Below are 18,192 nucleotides of genomic sequence, written 5' to 3'. Positions count from 1 at the left end.
CCGCACCATCTGGTGCGGTTTCAGCGCCGCGTGGCGCGGACTTGACGCCGCGCGGCGTTATAATCAGCGACGGTGGGACGGCACGATATGCACATGCGGCATGTTTGTGCCGTCGTCATGGTGCACCACATAGAAGGCCGGCTTGCGCACCTTGAATAGCCGCGCCATCCGGGCAATCGTTTCTTCAACCTTGCTGGGCTCGCAAATCGCATGAGAGGGCTGCTTACGCTGTTTTTTCATGGATGACTCCGCAGGTATGGTCATGCCAATACGATAGCATTGGGGACGCCGCAAGGGCATTCCGGCGCCGTCCGAAAGATGATCCATTTTTGGATCATTACTCCTTTAGGAAAACCCGCGTCGTCAGGGCACAGGCCCGGCTCAAAAATGGCTGCGATGGTGAAGGCGATTTCCATATACCGCAGCGCGCAGCCGGCAGAGCAGCGCCTGTAGATGGCTGGGGCCGCATCGTAGATCGGTCCCCGGCTCGGATGCCGCACCAACTCTCACGAAAGCGCTTATGGCAGAGAATACCCCGCGGGTGTTAGACGAACGTGACGTGGCTTGGCTGGCGCAGAAATACCTGCACGGCGAGTTTCTTGGCCTGAGCGAATTCATCCGCACGGTGGAAGATGCCGTGCTCACACAGCAGCGGCATGTCGCACGCGGTTATTCGCTGATGACGCGGACAATCGAGAAGGCGTCCAACAATGCCTGACACGCTTGCTTTTGTTCGCCTGGTGCATACACTCAAGGCATGCAAAGCACACACAGCAAACAGAGGGACAGACTTGCCGCGAGCCTGCCGGACAAATCACGTATAGGGGAGCGCAAGCGCGCATTCCAAGCGGAGAACCGCCGGCAAATGTCGGCGGGATTGCTGCCGGCAGACGAGGCGGCGCTGATATCGCGTGAAGCGGCGCGCGGTGCCGCATTCAAGTTCAAGACATGACCGGCATTCTGAGCAAATGAGAAAAGGTCTCAAAATGGCCGGAAACCCGCATGAATGCTGGATTTTCGCCAATTTCGGTTAGATTTAATAATAGTGACTTGTCGCATGTAATGTTTTAACCCATGGCTTTTTCGGGGTTTTGATCCCTTCCCCAAGTGTAAGAACCTACACCTTTACGCCGTATTGCCGTAGGTTTGTACACTTCAGCCAACACGGCATCAAAAAATGCCATGAATGGTTATTCGGGCTTTGGCGGCTGATTTTCGGCCTTCCACTTTTCCAAATCGGCCAAGATCAACTGGATGGCCTCCTCAGACACAACGAATCGATGCTGCGCAGTTCCTGCAGTACCTCGTGTACAAACTCCGTTAGCACCCGGTCTCCAGCAGCATGGCCATGCGTATCGTTGACCGGCTTAAAATTGTCCAAGTCGACAAGCAGTAGGGCCATTGATTTTCCGGTGCGTGAGGCGCGCGACATTTCGCGATTGCCAATGTCGAAGAAGGCGGGGCGCGACCAGGCGCCAGTAAGGTAGTCATGATTGGCCGCATACTCGGCCAATAGTACGATGCGCCGATGTGCAATCAGCAGGGCACCGAAGGCCAGAACTGGCAGGGCAAAGGCACCCGCAGAAAGCATAAGAACGTTCCAGCCCGATGGCTCCAGTAACGACGCGGGGGCGTTCTCGACGGTAAATTGATGCAGCACACGGAACGTGTGGCCGACGGCAATCATGCTGCACATCGCCAAAATGAAAAGTTTGGGATAGTACGGCCGGCGCCATTCGTTCCTTGCTTGTAATAAGGTGTAGCCAATAGCGACGGCTATACCAACTTGGTACAAGGATGCTACGGCTGTCCTGGCTGGGAAAGAGTTGTACACATAGTGAAAATACCCGATAGCTGCTGTCAATCCTGCGACGGTGGCAGCCAGAGTGCGCACATGTGCAGGGCGCTTGAACAACTGGCGATAACCAGCCAGGACGGCTGCCGATGCTGCGGCATAGACGCCATTTGCTAACTCATAGGCAAAGAAAGGGGACAGTTCGCGCCCATAGGCATACAGGATGTTACCTGCCATTCCCAACACGCTGGCCAGAATGACTTGGCGAATTCCTTTTACCCCATTCTCCCGAAAGGAGAACAGGACGAGCATTCATTGTGCGCTCCTTATTTTGTCGCCCTACCAGAGATGGCATCCAGCCAAGATGTCTGGGAATCGGCCCAGCCATCCCCTGCTCATCTCGCGTCAATTCGTTTTGTGCCACCAGATAATGATGAATGGGTCTACCCAAGCTTATCCCTGCTAGATTCACTGAAGTACTTCGCCAAATGTTTCTTAAATGAGAATTTAAGAAACATCAAAGTTGCTTGCCTTCCATTGTAAAAGCGAAAACAGCGGTATTTTTTTCGCATGCCCTAAACGCAATCTTAAATCATTGATTTTGATTAATCTGTCCATGAACAAAAAATAAAAAAATTTTCTTGACTTAACTAAAAGGGCTTATGTATTCTACATACCAATCACTTGGTATGTTACGAGAGCGATACATGCCAAGTTTTCCCCATCAACAGGAGTGCATGGCATGGCGCATCAAAAAACAGTGAAAATCTTTCCGGCGAAATCAACGATCGATCTCGATTACCTGATTCAGGAAGAGCGTGTTCACGGTAGCCTCTACACGAATACAGACTTGTTCGAGCAGGAAATGCGACAGATTTTCTATGGCGGTTGGGTCTTTGTCGGGCATGACTCGGAAATCCCGGCGGCGGGCGAATATCAGCGCCGTACTATCGGCCGCGAAGAAGTCATCATGGTGCGTCAGAAAGATAACTCGATCGCCGTGCTTTCTAACCGTTGTGCTCATCGCGGCAATCTGATGTGCATAAACAAGAGCGGAAAAACCAAATACCTAACCTGTGCCTACCACGGCTGGGTATATGGCTTAGACGGAAAATTGCTGGACGTGCCGTATCCCGGTGGCTTTCCTAAATCAAAGGAAGGCATCGGCCTGAACGCGTTGCGCACTGAAGAGTATCGCGGATTCGTATTTGCCACGTTTAACGAAGCGGTCGGCCCGCTCGCCGACCACCTCGGCAAGGCCAAAGTATTGATTGATCGTGCTTGTGATATGTCACCGGTCGGCAGGATCAAACTCACTGCCGGATGGGTTAAGCAGCGGTTCGACGCTAACTGGAAAATGCTTCCCGAAAATGATACCGACGGCTATCACGTGAACTACGTGCATTCGTCTTTTGCCCGCGTCATCGATTCCCACTATAACGCTGCTGCAATCGCCACCGAGGAAAGCCTGGTTTCGGAAACCAAGGATTGGGGCAACGGCCATACCGAGCTGTTTTTCTCGCCATCGTACAAGGAATATTTCGAATGGCTCGGCGTCAAGGGAGACCGCTATCCAGAATATGCGCAACAGCTCAAGAACAGCTATGGAGAGGAAAAAGGCGATCGGATTTTGAGAGACGGCCCGCCCCATGCTGCAATTTTCCCGAATCTATTCCTCGGCGAAATGAATATCGTCATTTTCGAACCGGTCAATGCGCACCAGTGCATCCAGTGGCACACGCCAATGCTTTTGGAAGGTGTGCCTGACGAAGTTAACCAGCGAATCTTGCGCCAGTCAGAAGCAGCCCTTGGGCCTTCAGCCTTTCTGCTGGCGGATGACAGCGTGATCTCGGAGCGGCAACAGCTGGCAATGCGTGACCAGGCAGGCTGGCTCGACGTTTCACGCGGCATGAATCGCGACGTGGTTGATGCCGAAGGCATCATCACCGGCCACGTCACTGACGAATGTACCAACCGCGGATTTTGGCGCCATTACAAGAAGGTGATGCAAAAAGAATTGCCGGTACAGCAAAAGGAAACAGAAGAACCCTCTTGTTCGCATTGAACTCGCAGGCCAATCGCATTAACGCAGCGCAAAAGACAACCACGAGAATATTTCGGAGATAAATGATGAGCACCGCAGCACCGTTAAAAAATCCACAACCGGTGGCCCCGAACGTCACCGCCATCAGTCCCGAGGAATATCTCGCCATTAGCGCATTCATCTATCGCGACGCACGGCTTGCGGATGAGTCGCGTTACGCAGAGTGGGAGGCGTTAGTCGACGACGATATGATTTATTGGGTCCCGCGCGGCGAGGGGGATTTTGACATGAACAAACATCTTTCGATCACCGCCGATAACCGCTCACGCCTGCGTACTCGGATCGCCCAGCTCAATACCGGCGAACGCCATTCCCAATTGCCCGTGTCCAGAATGCGGCGCGTTGTATCGAACATCGAGGTCGAGCGCAAAGGCGACGGCGAATACCAAGTGTTCTCTAACTTCGTCCTCTATGAATTGCGCATGTCCTCCACGCGCACTGTCGAAGTCTGGCCCGGGCGGACTGAGCACCACCTGCGCTGGAAAAACAATGAACTCAAGATGTACTTTAAAAAAGTGACGCTTGTGCATGGCGATGAAGCCATCCCGAGCCTGGCTTTCATTATTTAACCTATTCCGCCGAGCGCATGAAACACAAACCTATTGCTGCTATTGCCGGTCTCGGTTTCAGCGAGCTTTCGCGTAAGCCAATCGGTACCTCACGGGAGCTAGCAGCTGCCGCAGTAGACGCTGCGATCACAGACGCAGGCTTAAAAAAGAGCGAAATTGACGGTCTGCTGATCAATCGCAGCCCAGTGGCAGACCCCGACGAAGTGCCGCTCCGCTTGCAGAACGATCTGCAATTACGCAATCTTGGCTTGCTAGCGGCAATCGATTCCGAAGGCTCTTCGGCCGTACAAATGGTCCAGTACGCAGCAATGGCGATCCGTCAGGGCATGGCCAAAACGGTGGTCTGTGTTTTCTCCGACACACCTGTTAAGGCAAGCGGCGGCGGCAACACTTTCGCCATTGCGATGCCGTTAACCGGTGTGGAAGGCTGGGAGCGTCAGCAGGGCTTTTTAGGGGCGTCGGCGGCCTATGCACTGGCAGCCCGCCAACACATGGCACGCAACGGCACGACTGAACGTCAGTTGGGCGCGTATGCGGTGAGCTGCCGCGAATGGGCCGCTTTAAACCCTCAAGCCTTTTTAAGGACGCCTCTTAGTATCGAAGATTACCTCGCTTCACCAATGGTAGTCGCGCCGTTTCGCATGCTTGATTGCTGCTACCCCGTGAATGGCGCAATTGCGCTCGTTGTAACCAGTGCGAAGCGCGCCGAAAACGGGCCACACGCACCGGTTTACATTCACGGAATGGGACAGGGTCATCGTGGCCGCAGTGGTCTGCGCGGTGACGGCGACGAAATCGGCACCGGAGCTCCACAGGCAGCGAAGATAGCGTACAAAAACGCCGGCGTTACCGCAGCAGACGTGACTGCCTGCGAGTTTTACGACGCGTTTTCTTACGTCGGCATTCTAGCGCTGGAAGAGTACGGTCTTTGCAAGCCGGGCGAGGCGGCTGCATACGTGGCGGATGGCCACACGGCGCCCGGAGGGAAATTGCCCGTCAACACAGGTGGCGGGCACTTATCCGGATTTTATTTGCAGGGCGTAACACCTCTTTCCGAAGGCGTGATCCAGGTCCGGGGCACGGGTGGCGAGCGCCAAGTGGTAAACAATGATCTGCTATTGGTGACGGGTTCGGGTGGCTGCCTCGACTATCACGCCTGTGTTCTGCTTAGCCCGCACGCAGCGCTAAATTGAAGGAACCTGTCCCATGCAAACCCTATACGACGAATACGATAAAGAGTTCCTGGCCTTTGTCGGCAATAACGAATTGCGCATTCCCGTGGATACGAAAACCGGCAAGGCGCTCGGCTTGCATGCACGCAGCTGGCGCAAGGCGGCAGGCTCCACGGTGCAATGGCAGCCCGCAAAAGGTACTGGTACGGTGATATCGTATGTCGAATTCCATCGCCAATATGCCGAAGACTTTCCGGTCCCCTATACGGTCGCCCTGGTGGAATTGGCAGAAGGTCCGCAACTACTGGCGCGCTTGGCGCATGCGGGCGATGACGAGCCAGAAGTAGGGATGGCAGTCAGTGCGCGATTTGATTCGAAAGGACTGATCTTCCACCCGATGACTTAGTAAGCCGCAGAAAATCACAAATATTAGGAGACGAGAAAATCATGCTGTATCTACGCGAGATGATCAAACGTTGCGCCAACAATTATCCCACGAAAGTCGCGTACTACTGCGGCAACCGTACCGCCACCTGGAAACAGATGGACGAGCGCTCAGATCGATTTGCCCGCGCCCTACAAAAAATGGGCCATGGCAAGGGCACAACCGTCTCGATCATGTCGCTTGAATCAATCGAAGTCTACGAGCATTTCTACGCATGCATGAAAATCGGCGCAATGCGGGTCGGTATCAATACGCAATACGCCTGGCCGGAAGTACTGCACGTTTTGAAAGACAGCAAAACACGCGTGCTGTTGGTCGACGCTCGCCTGAAAACCATGGCCGCCGACCATCGCAGTGAACTCGAGGAAATTGGCATTACCGTAGTCGGCTATAACGGAGAGCATGACTTTCCGCTTGATTATGAGACGCTGTTAAGCGAAGCAAGCGGTGCACCGGAGTGGCCAGCACTCGCACCTGACGACTTGCTGTTTTGCAGCTATACCTCCGGCACCACAGGTGTACCGAAAGGCGTAATGCTGACACAGCAAGGCGGCGCTGACTGCGTGATTCATTCCTTGATTTCATTTGGCTTCGCTCCCGATGACGTCTGGTATATGCCAGCTGCATCCGCTTGGGTAGTGATCATCATGAATTGTTATGGACTTGGCAACGCCATGACCACGATCATCCCCGACGGCTCGTTCAAAATTGATGCCTTTTTGAGAGATGTCGAGCGCTTCCGCGTAACCGTCGGATTGCTTGTGCCGACCATGGTGCAACGGGCTATTGCCGAACAACAAAACGCCAAATATGATCTGTCCTCTCTACGGCTGCTGATGTACGGCTCCTCGCCTGCGACCCCAAAGCTGATCCGAGACGCTCGGGAAGCATTCAAGGTCGAAATGATTCAGACCTATGCATTGACCGAATCGACCGGTGGCTGGGTCACATATTTGACGGAAGCCGATCACAAGCTGGCACTCGAATCCGAGCCCGAATTGCTGAGATCGGTCGGTCGTGTCGGCATTCATTTCGACTGCTCGATTCGCGACGACGAAGGCCGGCCGCTGCCGCCAAATACCAAGGGCGAAATCTGGTTGCGCGGCACAACCCTCATGAAGGGGTACATGAATCTGCCGAAGGAGACGGCCGAAGCGTTAAAGGATGGCTGGCTACGCACCAACGATATCGGCCGCATGGATGAACGTGGCTACATGTATCTGCTGGATCGGCAAAAGTTCATGATTATCACCGGTGCCGTGAATGTTTTTCCCACCACTGTCGAGGCGGTAATCGTCGAGCACCCGGCGGTTTTGGAAGTGGCTGTGGTTGGCGTTCCGCATCCGGAATGGGGCGAGGCCGTGGTCGCGGTTATCAACAGAAAGCCGACGCACAAGAACACCAGCGTGGAAGATATCATCGGTTTTTGCCACGGCAAGTTAAGCAAGCAAGAGACACCCAAGCATGTAGTGTTCGTCGATGAGTTGCCCAAGACCGCTAATGCCAAGGTCAAGAAAGCGGAAATTAGAAAGTGGTTAAGTAACGAAAAAGGCTTAGTGCCATGGAATACGGAGATCGAGTGAAGTCGAACACAACGGATAAGGCAGGCCAAGCCGCATATGCAGGCGATCAATCCAAGGGCGCAGTGGAAATTGCCGAGCGCTGTATCGCCAAGATGCGATCGAATGACCGGGTGTCGGACGGGCTGGGAATCGCAATCGAATCGAGCGGGCCTGGTCGCATCGTACTGTCGATGACAGTTGCCGAAGCCATGCTCAATGCCTATGACATATGCCACGGCGGCTATATTTTTACGCTGGCCGACACTGCCTTTGCGTATGCAGCCAGCACACGCAACAACGTGGCGGTGGCGCTGAATTGCCATATTGATTACGTGCGACCAGCCAAACGGGGCGACCGACTGTACGCGCATTCGGAAGTAACGTATGCCGGCAAGACCACCGGTACGACGCTGGTGCGCGTGATCGATCAGGAAGGGTGCCAGATCGCCGAACTGCATGGACGCTACTACAACCTTGGCCAGGCGCTCCTTAATGAAAATGAAACTGGCGGAGGCGGGCGTGGCGAACCAAGCTGAGTTGACATTTCTGCTGCATACCGACGACGTCAAGCCCGAGTGCGGTACCCGCGTCGATGTCGCGGGTCGCCCGCCGATCGCAGTATTTCGTCTTGGCGACGAGTTCTTTGCCATTGACGATACCTGTACGCACGGCGCTGCCTCCTTATCCGAAGGCGATATCGAGGACGGCCAGGTGGAGTGTCCTTTCCATAGTGGTACCTTCGATATTCGTACCGGCGAAGCGACGGCGTTGCCGTGTACCAAACCGGTCGCAATGTACCCGATCGTAATTGAAAACGACCGTATTTTTGTACGGCTGGACCAAGGTGATAACGCTGGGCAGTCGGTCTGCCCTCGTCAAAAGTCGGACGCGCAATGATCCGACAAGAATAAAAGTTTTACCGCTTGCTTAATACAGGGGAACAAATTTGTTGTTTGATGCAGCAAACTAAAGGAGACTGAAGTGGAACAAATTACGAAAATCACCAAAAAACTGTTGACAGCCGTACTACCGGTAATGTTTGCAGTTCCACTGATGGCCAGTGCGCCGGCCGCAGCGCAGGGTAAGCCCCCGCTCAAGATCGGAGCGTTTTTATCTGCAACTGGCCCCGCATCCTATTTGGGTTCGGGCGAGATGAAAACACTGCAGCTATATGTCGATACGCTTAACAAATCAGGCGGCGTTGACGGCCGCAAGGTCGAGTTATATGCCTATGATGACGAGACCGATGCTGCGCGCGCCAATACCTTTGCAAAGCGGTTGATCAACAATGACCAGGTGCATGCCATTATCGGGGGATCGACTACGGGCACCACCATGTCGGTTGTGCCACTGGCCGAGCGCGCCGGCATCCCGCTGCTGTCTTTGGCAGGTGGCTCGGTGATTATCGACCCGGTCAAAAAGTTCGTGTTCAAGATGAACCACACCGACATGGAGGCCGTCAGGAAGATATATGACCACATGCTGGCGCAGGGAATCAAGAACATCGGCATCATTGCCGGCACCGACGCGTTCGGGCACGCGGCGCTGGATGCAGCACAAAAGCTCGCCCCTGAAAAAGGTATCAAGATTCTGCGCGAAGAATCATTTAATCCTAAAGATACCGACATGACGGCGCAACTGACCAAACTGCGCCAAGAGAAAGGTATCCAGGCCATATTGAACCTCGGCTTCGGTGAGCCAGCAGTGATGGTCGCGCGTGGCTATAAACAGCTCGGCATAGATCTTCCACATTACGGCACGCATGCGTTGGCCTCCGACAGTTTCATTAAGTTGGCCGGGCCGGCAGCCGAAGACATGATCATGACCAATGGAGCAATTCTGGTGTCGGACCAGTTGGCACCCAACGATCCGCAGCGCCCGGTGGTCCAGGGCTATGTTAAGGCATACAAGGAAAAATTCGGCGAAGCCCCTTCTTTTTTTGGGGGCAATGCTTATGACGCGCTGATGTTGATCAAGAGTGCCGTGGAAAAGAGCGGCTCTGTCGATCCACAAAAAATCCGTGATGGTATTGAAAAAAATGATGCCTACACCGGAGTAACGGGCGCCTTCCGTATGTCGCCTACCGACCACGTCGGTCTGACTGCGGATTCCTTGAAGGTTGTACGTGTCAAGAATGGCAAGTGGGTGTTGCTACAGTAATTAATGCGCGTAACACGCAGTGCTCGGCGACAGAACTGGAGCGGAGCACTGTGTTAAGTCTAACGGTCCGAACGTGACAATGACTGAATTTCGATACAAGCTCTCGTCAAGCGGTAACAGCCAAGGAATATCCATATGGACGCAGCATTAGTTCAATTTCTCTCATCCGGCATCACTGAAGGATCGCGTTATGCGCTGGCAGCGCTTGGCTTTACGCTGATTTACAACGCCAGTGGTGCTATCAATTTTGCCCAGGGCGAGTCGATTATGCTGGGCGGCATGATGACTGCAGTACTGCTCGGAATCGGCATGCCATATTCCGCCGCGATAATGTGTGCGGTGCTGGTCGCACTAGTAACCAGCGTCGTTCTGCAAAAATTGGCGGTGCACACCTTGAATAAGTCTGGCGTGCTGACTGTGATCATATTGACGGTGGCATTTGGCATGATCCTGCGTGGCTTCGTGCAGGCATTCTGGGGCACGGCGACCCGTTCTCTGCCACCGTTCACCAGCGCCGAGCCACTTCGTTTTCTGGGCGGGACGATTTTGCCGCAAACGCTATGGGTCATAGCCGTGACGACGATAGTCTTGCTGGCATTGGGCTGGTTTTTTCGCTATAGCCGCGTCGGCCGCGCTTTTCTTGCGGCGGCATCCAATGCCGAAACGGCCCAATTAATGGGCATTAACGTTCGCTTTATTTTATTGCTGGCGTTCGTCATTGCCGGCTTTCTTGGTTCGGTGGCCGGCGTTGTCACCGGCCCAATCACCTATACCTCGTACGACGCCGGCATGATGGTAGGACTCAAGGCAATTATCGCTGCCATCGTAGGCGGCATGGGCAGCGTGCCAGGGGCGGTCGTCGGCGGCCTCTTGCTCGGTCTGGCGGAAGCACTGACAGCCGGTTACATCTCTTCGCAATACAAGGACGCCGTACCCTTCCTGATCGTGGTGCTGGTATTTCTGGTTCGGCCCAACGGCTTCTTCGGCCGCCCTCATCTGGAGCGCGTGTAAGCGATGAACAACCTCAAACTCAAAGCCAACGATACCCCCAAGGCTGCGCCGGCACAGATGGTTGCAGCCGGCGGCATCCGCCAGAACAGCCGCCGCTGGATGATCGTGCTGGCAGTCTTCGTTGCACTTGCGGCATTGCTGCCAGTCGTAGTGCCGAATCCGTTTTACATCGCGATTGCCAACTCGGTATTAATCAATGCCGTCGTGGCAATTTCGCTCACCTTGCTGCTTGGTACCACGGGCCAGCTAAGCCTCGGCCATGCCGCTTTCTACGCACTGGGTGCGTATGTCTCGGCCAACCTAGCCACCAAGCTCGGGTTGCCGGTGTACCTGACGGTGCCACTGGCGGTCGTTGGAGTCAGCGTGTTCGGTTGGGCCATCGCCCGACTGTTCATGCGTCTGAGCGGTTATTACCTGGCAGTAGCTACGCTTGGCGTGGGACTGCTGCTCAGCATCGTGTTACGCAATGAACAGCAGTTGAGCGGCGGACCGGATGGCATGCCGGTCGACGCGCTACAGATGTTCGGCATTTCGCCGGGAGAGTCCGGCTGGTACTGGATTTTCCTGGTGGTGCTGGTTGCGGTCATCATCGCTGCCAAAAACCTGCTGCGCTCGCCGGCCGGCCGTGCCCTGCGGTCGCTGCACGACGCCGAAATCGCTGCCAAGACTTCCGGCATCGATACCCAAGCCTATAAGGTCAAGGTATTCGTATTCTCTTGCGCATTGGTCGGCCTGATGGGCGCGTTGTATGGCCACTATTCCGGCTTCATCACGCCGGCGGCCGCCTCGTTTGTGCGTTCGGTCGAATACGTGATGATGGTGGTGGTCGGCGGTATTGGATCGGTGCCCGGCGCGGTAGTCGGCGCAGGAATCGTCACGCTGCTGCCACATGCGCTGGCAAGCATGGAGCATTATGAAATACTGATAATCGGCTGCATCTTGCTGTTCACCATTTTATTCATGCCCAAGGGCTTGGTGCCAACCTTGCACCATCTTCTCAACCGCATCAAGAACAGGGGGCAGAAATGATCCTCGTCTCTGGCAAGAAGGCTGCGCAGCAGCATCACACTGCCTCGATCGTGCAGGTCGACGGTTTGGGGAAGAAATTTGGTGGGCCACCGGTGCTCAACGACATATCGTTCAAGTTGCAGCGCGGCCAGGTGCATTCGATCATTGGGCCCAATGGCGCAGGCAAGACCACACTGTTAAATATATTGACCGGGATATACAAGCCCACCACCGGTCACGTTCTGTTACACGGCAGCGACATGAGCGCGCTGGAACCGCACCAACTTGCCGCCTGCGGCGTCAGCCGGACCTTTCAAAACCTCAAAGTGTGTTTCAACATGTCGGTGCAAGAAAACGTATTGCTTGGACGGCATCTCCATTTACAAACGGGTTTTCTCGCAGGTATTTTACGCCTGCCGTCAATGCAAAAAAACGAAGAGGAGGCGCACACGCTGGCACGCGAGCTGCTGGAATTCGTTGGTTTGCGTGTCGATGCGGCGCTGCGCCCCGATGCCTTGTCCTATGGTGCATTAAAGCGCTTAGAAATTGCGCGTGCGCTCGCCTGTGATCCGCAACTGCTATTGCTCGATGAGCCAGCGGCCGGGCTCAACCCGCAAGAAACCATGGAAATCAAAAAACTGATTGAACGCCTGGCCGAGCAATCCGTGACGGTAGTGCTGGTCGAGCACGATATGAAGCTGGTTATGGGTGTGTCAGACAACATTGTAGTCATGAACTATGGCCAAAAGATTGCTGAGGGTTCGCCCGAAACGGTGGCACAAAACCCGGACGTGATCGCCGCCTATCTCGGCGCTCATGGCAAACAAGAAAAGGCGGAGGTAACGCCATGACAAAGGTATTCGAGATGAATCGCTCAGAACGCGGTCATGCAGTAGCGCAACCGTTACTGAGCCTGCACGAAGTAGATACCTATTACGGCAGCATTCAGTGCCTGCATCAAGTCACGATTGAAATCATGGCCGGTAGCCTGGTCGCCTTAGTCGGCAGCAATGGTGCCGGCAAGTCTACCTTGCTTAAGACGATCTCTGGCCTGCAGTCCAGCGGCGCCGGCACGCTGGCGTTTAATGGCCAGGACTTGAGACGTGTGCCTGCTTACAAGCGGGTTGGCATGGGCATCGCGCACTGTCCCGAAGGGCGGCAGATCTTTGGCGATTTCAGTGTCGAGGAAAACATTTGTACTGGTGGTTACCTGCAACCGAAAACGACCGTCGCGGAAGACCTGGAAAAGATGTACGCGCTTTTCCCGATCCTCAAAACCAAGCGGCATCAAATGGCTGGATTGTTATCAGGTGGGCAGCAACAAATGCTGGCGATTGCACGCGCTCTTATGAGCCATCCACGTTTGCTGCTGCTCGACGAACCATCCATGGGCTTGGCGCCTTTGATGGTGGAGGAAGTGTTTGCGATTATTGCCAAGCTGCGCCAACAAGGCGTGACCATCTTGCTGGTGGAGCAAAACGCCTATGAGGCATTGCCGCTGGCGGATTGGGCGTATGTCATGGAAACCGGCCGGATCGTGTTGAGTGGGAAGGGCGACGAATTGATGCACAACGAACAGGTGCGTCAAGCCTACCTGGGTATGTGAGCCCGTAACGAGAAACATGGGCGCACCATGAAACTACAACGCCTGATTGATCAGGGAAAGAAACAGTCATGATCGACGATATGAATGTCGGAGTGGTGATAGTCGGCGCCGGCCTGGCTGGCGTCAGTGCGGCAACCGGGCTGCGCCGACGCGGTTTTGACCGGCCCATCACATTGATCAATGAAGAGCTGCCGCTGCCATATGACCGTCCGCCCCTGTCCAAAGAGCTGCTTTGCGGCGACCGTTCAGTAGCGGATATCACCCTGCACAACGCAGAATATTATGAAGAACAGCGGATTGCCATCAAATCGGGATCAAGAGTCTGCGGCATTGATCGTGAAGCCCACACCTTGCGTCTAGAGGACGGACAGCCGCTCAATTACAGCCATTTGATTTTCGCCACTGGCGCACGGCCGCGCCATTTGCCGGTGCCCCCTGGGAGCGCTCCTTTGACCCGTCTGTTCCATTTGCGCGAACTGGGCGATGCCATGGCCTTGCGCGAGCATCTTGCGCATGACCGCCATGTGCTGGTGGTCGGTGCCGGTTTTATTGGCCTGGAAGTTGCCGCCTCAGCGCGCCGCCTGGGCTGCAGGGTCACGGTACTGGAAGCGGGGCCGCGCGTGATCGAGCGTGCCGCGCCGCCGGAAGTATCGGCATTTGTGCAACAGGTACACCAGGAAAATGGCGTCGAATTCCGGTTCGGTACGCAAGTTCTCGACGTGATCGAACAGCCGGGATCAATTGCAGTGCATCTGGCGTCCGGTGAGGCGCTGGCTGCCGATGCCGTTTTGGTTGGCATTGGTGTCATTCCCAACGATGTATTGGCACGCGAAGCAGGCCTGGCCTGCGATAACGGCATCGTCGTCGACCAGCATTGCTGCAGTTCCGATCCACGAATATTCGCCATCGGGGACGTAGCCAAAAGCTTCAATCCCTTGATTGCCCGCCATGTCAGGCTCGAGCATTGGGAGAGCGCACGGCAGACCGGAGAAATCGCCGCCGCAACCATCTGCGGGGAACTAGCTGTCAATGCCAGCGTGCCTTGGGTATGGAGCGATCAATATCACCTCAATATTCAATTTCTCGGCTGGTCGGATCCGCGTGCGGAGAAAGTCTTGCGTGGCGAGGTCGGTGGACCTGGCTGGAGCCTGATCGAAGTATTAGATAAGCGCGTGATTGGAGCCGTCTTGATTAACGCCGGCCGGGACCGGCGTCCCATTGAGCGCTTGATCACGAGCCGTCATGTGGTCGATATGGAGCGTCTGGCCGATACCGGCGTCGCGTTGAAAAAGTGGGTGGTAGCATGATCAAAAGTGGCCTGCAAGACCAGACGGCATCTGCCTCGCAGTCGGGCCAAACAGCGGCAGTGACGCACCCGGTGCGCATTGTCGACTGCGATGCAGTCTACCTATGCGGCGAGCATGAAACCTTGTTGCAGGGCATGGCCCGTCTTGGCAAGAAAGGCATCCCGGTTGGGTGCCTAAACGGTGGCTGTGGCGTCTGCAAGATTACCATTCGGAGTGGTGCCATCAATAAAACTGGTGCCATGAGCCGCGCACACGTCAGCGAGCAGGAGGAAGCCCAGGGCGTCGTGCTGGCGTGCCGGGTTTCACCACTCGAAGCGGTCGAAGTTGCAGTGGTTGGTAAGTTGAAGAAGGCGGTCACCCGCACCCCTTGGGGCGCGATCGTGACCTGAAAGAAGTTACGCCGGTTTGTTCACCGCTACCCGGGGCACGCCGAGATTTTCGTGGTAGTGAAAAATGAAGTAACAAGGAGACTGAAATGACTGTAATGAGAATAGGCCACGTCAACATTCGCGTAATGGACATGGAAGCGGCACTCAAGCATTACCAGAATGTTGTAGGTATGAAAATCACGCACCGGGATGAACAAGGCAATGTCTATCTGAAGTGCTGGGACGAATGGAACAAATACTCTGTGATTCTGACGCTGTCGGACCAGGCCGGCATGAACCATATCGCCTACAAGGTCAATAATGAGCAGGACTTGGATGCACTGCAAAAGAAGATTGAAGCGCATGGTATCCAAACAGAAATGCTGCCAGAGGATACATTGCCTTTCGTTGGACGCATGCTCCGGTTTAATCTGCCCAGCGGCCATGATATGCGCCTATACGCCTCTAAGGAATGCGTCGGCACCGATGTCGGTTCCACCAACCCGGACCCATGGCCAGACGATCTGCGCGGCGCCGGCGCCCATTGGCTGGATCATGCCTTGCTGATGTGTGAAATGAATCCTGAAAAAGGCATCAACAAGGTGGCTGACAATACCCGCTTCTTCATCGAAGTGCTCGGATTTTTTCAGACTGAACAAATCGTCGTCGGTCCGGGCGGTGCAATCCAACTGGCGTCGTTTTTGTCGTGTTCCAGCAAGCCGCATGACATCGCGTTTGTCGGCGGCGACCGGCCGGGCATGCATCATTTGTCATTCTTCCTCGATTCGTGGCACGACATTCTAAAGGCAGGCGACGTGATGGCAAAAAACCGCACTCGCATCGACGTGCCGCCAACCCGGCACGGTGTTACACGCGGCGAGACCATCTATTTCTTTGACCCGTCGGGCAATCGCAATGAAACCTTCGCTGGATTGGGTTACCAGGCACAGCGAGATAAGCCAATCATTACGTGGACCGAGGACCAGGCCGCCCGCAGCATCTTCTATCACACCGGCGTCCTGGACGAAAGTTTTACGACCGTATACACCTGATCGCAGGCGATCGAAATGCTGTGACCTTCCTGCCGCAGCGGCAGCCGTTCGGTGCAGCAGTGCACGGCCGAGACGCGGCATGTTTGTGTCGGTTGCCAATATGGGCGTAAACAATATGGGTCGTCATGAATGGGCTGGAGAAAAAATGAATCATGAACCTGGCGTACCCCGGCTGACTTGGGAGGCGGCGCATCTCGCCGTCCAGGCTGCGGTGCGCCAGGCGCTGGAGCTGGGTGTCAGAATCAACGTATCGGTGGTCGACGCCGGGGGTGTCCCATTAGCCGTTCTTCGCATGCATGGCGCGCCGCTGCACTCGATTGACATCAGTGAAGACAAGGCCTACACCGCGGTCAGTTTTGGTCTGGCGACCAGCCAATGGACCGACGTGCTCAAGACGCATTCGGAAGCGGTCAGGCAAGGCTTGCCGCTGCGTCCGCGCTTTGTAATGTTCGGCGGCGGGTTGCCGATCCGATGTGGCAGCGAGCTGATCGGCGGTATTGGCGTGTCAGGCGGCTCCGAGCAGCAAGATGAACAGTGCGCAAAGGCCGGTTTGGCCGCAATCGGATTGCAGCAATAGCGCACATTTAAGGAACAGCAATGAAAGAAATCCTCAATTTTATCAATGGCGAGTATGTCAGTACCGGCAACTGGTTCGACAAGCGCGCACCGTATGACGGGCAATTGATCGCCCGCGTCGCCGAGGCCGGCCGTGCCGAAGTCGATGCTGCGGTGCGTGCGGCGCGCGAAGCCTTGCATGGTCCATGGAGCAAGGTTGGGGTTGCCGAGCGCTCCGAACTGCTCTACGCGGTGGCCGATGAAATCAGCCGGCGCTTCGACGATTTTGTCGAGGCTGAAATAACCGACATGGGGCAGCCGGAGCAATTCGTGCGCCATGTGGATGTGCCGCGTGGCGCTGCAAACTTCAAGGTATTTGCCGACATCGTCAAGAATGTGCCGAACGAATTTTTCGAAATGGCCACGCCGGATGGGCGCGGCGCACTGAATTACTCGTTACGCCGCCCGGTCGGCGTGGTGGCGGTGGTCTGCCCCTGGAACCTGCCATTTTTACTGATGACATGGAAGTTGGGCCCGGCCATGGCGTGTGGCAACACGGTGGTGGTGAAGCCGTCGGAAGAGACGCCGCAGGCAGCCGCATTGCTGGGCGAAGTGATGAACAAGGTCGGCATCCCCAAAGGAGTTTTCAATGTCGTGCAGGGGTTTGGCCCGGATGCAGCCGCATTGCTGGGCGAAGTGATGAACAAGGTCGGCATCCCCAAAGGAGTTTTCAATGTCGTGCAGGGGTTTGGCCCGGATGCTGCCGGTGAATTTCTAACCACCCATCCGCAGGTGGCTGCAATTACATTTACCGGCGAGACTCGCACTGGCGCCGCAATCATGAAGGCGGCTGCCGATGGCGCGCGTCCCATCTCACTCGAAATGGGAGGTAAAAATGCGGCAATCGTGTTTGCCGATTGCGACATGGATGAAGCGATTGCCGGCACGATTCGCTCGACTTTTGCCAACTGCGGACAGGTATGCCTGGGCACCGAACGAATCTATGTCGAGCGCCCGGTCTTCGAGGAATTCGTCACCCGGCTGAAGAGTGCGGTTGAAAAAATGAAGCCCGGCGCGCCAACCGATCCGGAAAGCGGCATGGGGCCACTGATTTCGCAGGAACACCGTAACAAGGTACTGTCCTATTATCAAAAGGCAGCGGAAGAAGGCGCCACAGTGGTGACCGGCGGCGGCATCCCGGAAATGCCCGATGCTCTCAAGGGCGGCTCCTGGGTGCAGCCGACTATTTGGACCGGGCTGCCAGACACGGCCGCGGTCGTGCGTGATGAGATTTTCGGCCCATGCTGTCATATCGCACCGTTCGACACCGAGGAAGAGGTGATCCGCCGCGCCAATGACAATCCCTATGGCCTGGCTTGTGCCATCTGGACCTCGAAGCTGCAGCGTGGCCACCGGGTCGCAGCAGCGATCGAGGCTGGCATTGTATGGGTCAATTCCTGGTTCCTGCGCGACTTGCG

The 18,192-nt window shown here is 55.5% G+C and carries 21 protein-coding genes; 19 read left to right on the top strand and 2 right to left on the bottom strand.

The window, feature by feature from the left end; translation table 11 throughout:
• Positions 1 to 63: 63 nt before the first annotated feature.
• Positions 64 to 240 carry a hypothetical protein gene (locus ASE07_RS16870; protein WP_156396701.1) on the bottom strand — a complete coding sequence of 59 codons (177 nt, stop codon included), beginning with the start codon at positions 238 to 240 and terminating at the stop codon, positions 64 to 66.
• Positions 241 to 520: 280 nt separating this feature from the next.
• Between ASE07_RS16870 and ASE07_RS16865 the strand changes: the two genes are divergently transcribed.
• Together ASE07_RS16865 and ASE07_RS16860 are read left to right on the top strand one after the other, a co-directional pair.
• The gene (locus tag ASE07_RS16865) at positions 521 to 718 is read left to right on the top strand and encodes a hypothetical protein (protein WP_057291999.1); all 198 of its coding nucleotides are present in this window, start codon (positions 521 to 523) and stop codon (positions 716 to 718) included.
• Between the two features lie 39 nt (positions 719 to 757).
• A complete protein-coding gene (locus ASE07_RS16860) occupies positions 758 to 952 on the top strand; it encodes a hypothetical protein (protein ID WP_057291998.1) in 195 nt (64 codons plus the stop codon).
• Positions 953 to 1,246: 294 nt separating this feature from the next.
• Here ASE07_RS16860 and ASE07_RS16855 read toward each other — a convergent pair whose 3' ends face one another.
• Entirely contained in the window at positions 1,247 to 2,107 is an 861-nt protein-coding gene (locus tag ASE07_RS16855; RefSeq protein ID WP_057291997.1) for a GGDEF domain-containing protein, read from the bottom strand.
• Positions 2,108 to 2,537: 430 nt separating this feature from the next.
• On the opposite strand from ASE07_RS16855, the gene ASE07_RS16850 reads away from it, so the two are divergent.
• The 17 genes from ASE07_RS16850 to ASE07_RS16770 form a co-directional block, all read left to right on the top strand.
• The gene (locus ASE07_RS16850; protein WP_057291996.1) at positions 2,538 to 3,860 is read left to right on the top strand and encodes an aromatic ring-hydroxylating oxygenase subunit alpha; all 1,323 of its coding nucleotides are present in this window, start codon (positions 2,538 to 2,540) and stop codon (positions 3,858 to 3,860) included.
• A gap of 62 nt (positions 3,861 to 3,922) precedes the next feature.
• Positions 3,923 to 4,468, top strand: coding sequence for an aromatic-ring-hydroxylating dioxygenase subunit beta (locus ASE07_RS16845; protein WP_200960957.1), 546 nt, complete (start codon positions 3,923 to 3,925; stop codon positions 4,466 to 4,468).
• 17 nt (positions 4,469 to 4,485) lie between these two features.
• A complete protein-coding gene (locus ASE07_RS16840; protein ID WP_057291994.1) occupies positions 4,486 to 5,661 on the top strand; it encodes a thiolase family protein in 1,176 nt (391 codons plus the stop codon).
• A 13-nt stretch (positions 5,662 to 5,674) separates the two neighbouring features.
• On the top strand, positions 5,675 to 6,046 hold the full coding sequence (locus ASE07_RS16835; protein WP_057291993.1) for a Zn-ribbon domain-containing OB-fold protein: 372 nt from the start codon (positions 5,675 to 5,677) through the stop codon (positions 6,044 to 6,046).
• A gap of 41 nt (positions 6,047 to 6,087) precedes the next feature.
• The gene (locus tag ASE07_RS16830; protein WP_057291992.1) at positions 6,088 to 7,668 is read left to right on the top strand and encodes a class I adenylate-forming enzyme family protein; all 1,581 of its coding nucleotides are present in this window, start codon (positions 6,088 to 6,090) and stop codon (positions 7,666 to 7,668) included.
• The gene (gene paaI, locus ASE07_RS16825) at positions 7,665 to 8,183 is read left to right on the top strand and encodes a hydroxyphenylacetyl-CoA thioesterase PaaI (RefSeq protein ID WP_057291991.1); all 519 of its coding nucleotides are present in this window, start codon (positions 7,665 to 7,667) and stop codon (positions 8,181 to 8,183) included. Before ASE07_RS16830 ends, paaI begins: the two co-directional genes overlap by 4 nt.
• Positions 8,140 to 8,544 (top strand): non-heme iron oxygenase ferredoxin subunit, encoded by a 405-nt coding sequence (locus ASE07_RS16820; RefSeq protein ID WP_235548502.1) that lies wholly within the window; start codon positions 8,140 to 8,142, stop codon positions 8,542 to 8,544. Before paaI ends, ASE07_RS16820 begins: the two co-directional genes overlap by 44 nt.
• Positions 8,545 to 8,628: 84 nt before the next feature.
• The gene (locus ASE07_RS16815; protein ID WP_057291990.1) at positions 8,629 to 9,807 is read left to right on the top strand and encodes an ABC transporter substrate-binding protein; all 1,179 of its coding nucleotides are present in this window, start codon (positions 8,629 to 8,631) and stop codon (positions 9,805 to 9,807) included.
• A gap of 135 nt (positions 9,808 to 9,942) precedes the next feature.
• Complete coding sequence (locus ASE07_RS16810; RefSeq protein ID WP_057291989.1) at positions 9,943 to 10,818, top strand: branched-chain amino acid ABC transporter permease; 876 nt, start codon at positions 9,943 to 9,945, stop codon at positions 10,816 to 10,818.
• Positions 10,819 to 10,821: 3 nt separating this feature from the next.
• A complete protein-coding gene (locus ASE07_RS16805) occupies positions 10,822 to 11,847 on the top strand; it encodes a branched-chain amino acid ABC transporter permease (protein ID WP_082584211.1) in 1,026 nt (341 codons plus the stop codon).
• 50 nt (positions 11,848 to 11,897) lie between these two features.
• On the top strand, positions 11,898 to 12,677 hold the full coding sequence (locus ASE07_RS16800) for an ABC transporter ATP-binding protein (RefSeq protein ID WP_235548501.1): 780 nt from the start codon (positions 11,898 to 11,900) through the stop codon (positions 12,675 to 12,677).
• The gene (locus ASE07_RS16795) at positions 12,674 to 13,432 is read left to right on the top strand and encodes an ABC transporter ATP-binding protein (protein ID WP_235548500.1); all 759 of its coding nucleotides are present in this window, start codon (positions 12,674 to 12,676) and stop codon (positions 13,430 to 13,432) included. Before ASE07_RS16800 ends, ASE07_RS16795 begins: the two co-directional genes overlap by 4 nt.
• A 68-nt stretch (positions 13,433 to 13,500) precedes the next feature.
• Entirely contained in the window at positions 13,501 to 14,739 is a 1,239-nt protein-coding gene (locus ASE07_RS16790; RefSeq protein WP_082584210.1) for an NAD(P)/FAD-dependent oxidoreductase, read from the top strand.
• Positions 14,736 to 15,128, top strand: a complete 393-nt coding sequence (locus tag ASE07_RS16785) for a 2Fe-2S iron-sulfur cluster-binding protein (RefSeq protein ID WP_082584209.1) — start codon at positions 14,736 to 14,738, stop codon at positions 15,126 to 15,128. The genes ASE07_RS16790 and ASE07_RS16785 overlap by 4 nt, the downstream gene beginning before the upstream one ends.
• 86 nt (positions 15,129 to 15,214) lie before the next feature.
• Positions 15,215 to 16,159: a catechol 2,3-dioxygenase gene (locus ASE07_RS16780; RefSeq protein ID WP_057291987.1), complete on the top strand. Its 945-nt coding sequence runs from the start codon at positions 15,215 to 15,217 to the stop codon at positions 16,157 to 16,159.
• A 145-nt stretch (positions 16,160 to 16,304) separates the two neighbouring features.
• The gene (locus ASE07_RS16775; protein WP_057292049.1) at positions 16,305 to 16,736 is read left to right on the top strand and encodes a GlcG/HbpS family heme-binding protein; all 432 of its coding nucleotides are present in this window, start codon (positions 16,305 to 16,307) and stop codon (positions 16,734 to 16,736) included.
• A gap of 20 nt (positions 16,737 to 16,756) precedes the next feature.
• Positions 16,757 to 18,192: aldehyde dehydrogenase family protein (locus tag ASE07_RS16770; RefSeq protein ID WP_057291986.1), on the top strand; the 1,436-nt coding region annotated here is incomplete at its 3' end.

This window comes from Noviherbaspirillum sp. Root189 (genome assembly GCF_001428545.1).
Classification (GTDB): Bacteria; Pseudomonadota; Gammaproteobacteria; order Burkholderiales; family Burkholderiaceae_D; genus Noviherbaspirillum.
This window is presented reverse-complemented; position numbering and strand designations above follow the sequence as displayed.

Coding starts and splice junctions, on each gene's coding strand:
- ASE07_RS16870 (WP_156396701.1), bottom strand. CDS start 240: ATGAAAAAACAGCGTAAGCAGCCCTCTCATGCGATTTGCGAGCCCAGC.
- ASE07_RS16865 (WP_057291999.1), top strand. CDS start 521: ATGGCAGAGAATACCCCGCGGGTGTTAGACGAACGTGACGTGGCTTGG.
- ASE07_RS16860 (WP_057291998.1), top strand. CDS start 758: ATGCAAAGCACACACAGCAAACAGAGGGACAGACTTGCCGCGAGCCTG.
- ASE07_RS16855 (WP_057291997.1), bottom strand. CDS start 2,107: ATGCTCGTCCTGTTCTCCTTTCGGGAGAATGGGGTAAAAGGAATTCGC.
- ASE07_RS16850 (WP_057291996.1), top strand. CDS start 2,538: ATGGCGCATCAAAAAACAGTGAAAATCTTTCCGGCGAAATCAACGATC.
- ASE07_RS16845 (WP_200960957.1), top strand. CDS start 3,923: ATGATGAGCACCGCAGCACCGTTAAAAAATCCACAACCGGTGGCCCCG.
- ASE07_RS16840 (WP_057291994.1), top strand. CDS start 4,486: ATGAAACACAAACCTATTGCTGCTATTGCCGGTCTCGGTTTCAGCGAG.
- ASE07_RS16835 (WP_057291993.1), top strand. CDS start 5,675: ATGCAAACCCTATACGACGAATACGATAAAGAGTTCCTGGCCTTTGTC.
- ASE07_RS16830 (WP_057291992.1), top strand. CDS start 6,088: ATGCTGTATCTACGCGAGATGATCAAACGTTGCGCCAACAATTATCCC.
- ASE07_RS16820 (WP_235548502.1), top strand. CDS start 8,140: ATGAAAATGAAACTGGCGGAGGCGGGCGTGGCGAACCAAGCTGAGTTG.
- ASE07_RS16810 (WP_057291989.1), top strand. CDS start 9,943: ATGGACGCAGCATTAGTTCAATTTCTCTCATCCGGCATCACTGAAGGA.
- ASE07_RS16805 (WP_082584211.1), top strand. CDS start 10,822: ATGAACAACCTCAAACTCAAAGCCAACGATACCCCCAAGGCTGCGCCG.
- ASE07_RS16795 (WP_235548500.1), top strand. CDS start 12,674: ATGACAAAGGTATTCGAGATGAATCGCTCAGAACGCGGTCATGCAGTA.
- ASE07_RS16790 (WP_082584210.1), top strand. CDS start 13,501: ATGATCGACGATATGAATGTCGGAGTGGTGATAGTCGGCGCCGGCCTG.
- ASE07_RS16785 (WP_082584209.1), top strand. CDS start 14,736: ATGATCAAAAGTGGCCTGCAAGACCAGACGGCATCTGCCTCGCAGTCG.
- ASE07_RS16780 (WP_057291987.1), top strand. CDS start 15,215: ATGACTGTAATGAGAATAGGCCACGTCAACATTCGCGTAATGGACATG.
- ASE07_RS16775 (WP_057292049.1), top strand. CDS start 16,305: ATGAATCATGAACCTGGCGTACCCCGGCTGACTTGGGAGGCGGCGCAT.